General features: G+C 71.6%; 2 protein-coding genes. One reads left to right on the top strand and one right to left on the bottom strand.

Features of this window, described 5'->3' with window-relative positions; translation table 11 throughout:
• Window positions 1-143 precede the first annotated feature (143 nt).
• Window positions 144-2747, bottom strand: coding sequence for an ATP-dependent chaperone ClpB (gene clpB, locus ACFXAZ_RS35215; protein WP_384599687.1), 2604 nt, complete (start codon window positions 2745-2747; stop codon window positions 144-146).
• 145 nt (window positions 2748-2892) lie between these two features.
• On the opposite strand from clpB, the gene ACFXAZ_RS35210 reads away from it, so the two are divergent.
• Window positions 2893-3303 carry a pyridoxamine 5'-phosphate oxidase family protein gene (locus tag ACFXAZ_RS35210; RefSeq protein WP_384599684.1) on the top strand — a complete coding sequence of 137 codons (411 nt, stop codon included), beginning with the start codon at window positions 2893-2895 and terminating at the stop codon, window positions 3301-3303.
• The last annotated feature ends 100 nt before the right edge of the window (window positions 3304-3403 follow it).

Raw genomic sequence — 3403 nt, 5'->3', positions numbered from 1 at the left:
GCGGGTGGAGGCGCCGGGGGTGGTGGGTTTAACCCCGGCCGGGGGGGTGCGGGGGGTACTCGCGGCGCCGGGGCCCGCCGGGGGGGTGCGGGGGGGGCCCGTCCGCCGGGGGCAGTGGGTCTCGCCCACGAAGGTCGCCGGGATCAGAGGGTCTTGCCCGCCGGGGTCGCAGGGCCGACGATCAGGCCCTCGCCGAAGGCGTCGACGCGGACCGTGTCGCCGTCCTTGACCTCGCCCGCGAGGATCTCCTTGGCGAGGCGGTCGCCGATCGCGGTCTGGATCAGGCGGCGCAGCGGGCGGGCGCCGTAGGCCGGGTCGTTGCCCTCGTCGGCGAGCCAGGCCAGGGCCTCGGGGGTGACGTCGAGGGTGAGCCGGCGCTCGGCGAGCCGCGCCGCGAGGCGGTCGATCTGGAGCCGGGCGATCCGGCTCAGCTCGGCCTTGTCCAGGGCGGAGAAGACCACGAGGTCGTCGAGGCGGTTGAGGAACTCGGGTTTGAAGGACGCCCGGACCACCTCAAGGACCTGCTGCTTCTTCTCCTCCTCGCTGGTCAGCGGCTCGACCAGATACTGACTGCCGAGGTTGGAGGTCAGGATCAGGATGGCGTTGCGGAAGTCGACCGTACGGCCCTGGCCATCGGTGAGCCGGCCGTCGTCCAGCACCTGGAGCAGGATGTCGAACACCTCGGGATGCGCCTTCTCCACCTCGTCCAGCAGTACGACGCTGTACGGCCGTCTGCGCACCGCCTCGGTGAGCTGGCCGCCCTCCTCGTAGCCGATGTATCCGGGCGGGGCGCCGACCAGCCGGGCCACGCTGTGCTTCTCGCCGTACTCGGACATGTCGATGCGGACCATGGCCCGCTCGTCGTCGAAGAGGAAGTCGGCGAGCGCCTTGGCCAGCTCGGTCTTGCCGACGCCGGTCGGGCCGAGGAAGAGGAAGGAGCCGGTGGGCCGGTCGGGGTCGGCGATGCCCGCCCGGGAGCGGCGCACGGCGTCCGAGACGGCACGGACCGCCTCGCCCTGGCCGATGAGCCGCTTGCCCAGCTCGTCCTCCATGCGCAGCAGTTTCTGTGTCTCGCCCTCCAGGAGGCGCCCGGCGGGGATGCCGGTCCAGGCGGCGACCACGTCGGCGATGTCGTCGGCGCCCACCTCGTCCTTGACCATGGTGTCCCGGGCGGCCTCCTCCTCGGCCTCGGACGCGGCCTCCAGGTCGCGCTCGACGCCCGGGATCTCGCCGTACAGCAGCTTGCTGGCGGTGTCGAAGTCGCCGTCGCGCTGGGCGCGCTCGGCCTGGCCGCGCAGTTCGTCCAGCTTCTCCTTCAGCTCGCCGACCCGGTTGAGGGACTGCTTCTCCTTCTCCCAGCGGGCGTTGAGGCCGCGCAGCTCCTCCTCCTTGTCGGCGAGGTCGCGGCGCAGCTTGTCCAGGCGGTCCCGGGAGGCCGCGTCGGTCTCCTTGCTGAGCGCCAGCTCCTCCATGCGCAGCCGGTCGACGGCCCGCTGGAGTTCGTCGATCTCCAGGGGCGAGGAGTCGATCTCCATCCGCAGCCGGGAGGCGGCCTCGTCCACCAGGTCGATGGCCTTGTCGGGCAGGAAGCGCGAGGTGATGTACCGGTCGGACAGGGTGGCGGCGGCGACCAGCGCGCTGTCCGCGATCTGCACCTTGTGGTGGGCCTCGTAGCGCCCCTTGAGGCCGCGCAGGATGGCGATGGAGTCCTCGACGGACGGCTCGGCGACCAGCACCTGCTGGAAGCGGCGCTCCAGCGCCGGGTCCTTCTCGATCCGCTCGCGGTACTCGTCGAGGGTGGTCGCGCCGACCATGCGCAGCTCACCGCGCGCGAGCATGGGCTTGAGCATGTTGCCCGCGTCCATGGCGGAGTCGCCGCCCGCGCCCGCGCCGACGACCGTGTGCAGTTCGTCGATGAAGGTGATGATCTGGCCGTCCGAGCCCTTGATCTCGGCGAGGACGGTCTTGAGGCGCTCCTCGAACTCGCCCCGGTACTTGGCCCCGGCGACCATCGCGCCCAGGTCGAGGGCGACCAGCCGCTTCTCCTTGAGGGACTCGGGCACATCGCCCTTGACGATCCGCTGGGCGAGCCCCTCGACCACGGCGGTCTTGCCGACGCCGGGCTCACCGATCAGCACGGGGTTGTTCTTGGTCCGGCGGGACAGCACCTGCACGACCCGGCGGATCTCCTGGTCCCGGCCGATGACCGGGTCCAGCTTGCCCTCGCGGGCGGCGGCGGTGAAGTCGGTGCCGAACTTCTCCAGGGCCTTGTACGAGCCCTCGGGGTCGGCGGTGGTGACCCGGCGCCCGCCGCGCGCCGCGCGGAACGCCTCCAGCAGCTTCTTCGCCGTGGCCCCGGCCCGGCTCAGCACCTCGCCGGCCTGGCCGCCCTTCCCGGCGATCCCGATCAGCAGATGCTCGGTGGACAGATACTCGTCGCCCAGCTCCCGGGCGCGGCCCTGCGCGTCGGCGATCACCGCGAGCAGCTCGCGGTTGGGCTGCGGGGGCGCGACCGTGGACCCGGTCACGCTGGGCAGCGCGGCGACGGCCTTCTCCGCCCCGGCCCGTACGGCGGCCTGATCGGCGTCGACGGCGACCAGGAGGTCCGTCACATTCTCGTTGTCCTGCCCCTGGAGCAGAGCCAGCAGCAGGTGCGCGGGGGTGAGATCCGGGTTCCCCTCGGTCACGGCCCGCTGGCCGGCCGCGTTGATCGCGTCCCGGCTCCGGTTGGTCAGCTCGGCGTCCACGTTCGCTGTCTCCTCCTCGGCGTCCTGCCTGGCTCGTCCACTTCAGATGACTGCGCTGACTCATCTGACTCATCCAGCGTACATAAAGTTGAGTCTATTCCACTCAAGGCAAACTCCGGGAGGGCCTGGGGATTACCTTCCGGCCATGGCTTCGTATCCGCAGGACCCCGGCGCGCCCGACGCGCCGTACCTCAGCTTCTGGCGTGAACGGCATGTGTGCACGATGACCACGATCCGTCCCGACGGCACCCCGCACGTCGTCCCGGTCGGGGTCACCTACGACCCACAGGCACGACTGGCCCGGGTGATCACGGACCGGGCGACCGCGAAGGCGCGGTATGTGGCGGCGGCCGGGGAGGAGGGCGCCCGGGTCGCGGTCTGCCAGGTGGACGGCCGGCGCTGGGCGACGCTGGAGGGGCGGGCGGTGGTCCGGGCGGAGCCGGAGCGGGTGGCGGAGGCCGAGCGGCGCTACGCCGAGCGTTACCGGACACCGTCGGTGAATCCCACGCGTGTGGTGATTGAGATCACAGTGACACGAGCGATGGGCCGGGGCTGAGACCCGCCATTTTCAGCCACGCGCAGGATCGGGTGATACCCGGAAATGTCCCCGCAAACGACAGCGGGCGGTGGGCGAGCGAGGTGGTCGGAGACAGCGG

Origin of the sequence: Streptomyces sp. NPDC059477 (assembly GCF_042749375.1) — a bacterium.
Taxonomy (GTDB): Bacteria; Actinomycetota; Actinomycetes; order Streptomycetales; family Streptomycetaceae; genus Streptomyces.
This window is presented reverse-complemented; position numbering and strand designations above follow the sequence as displayed.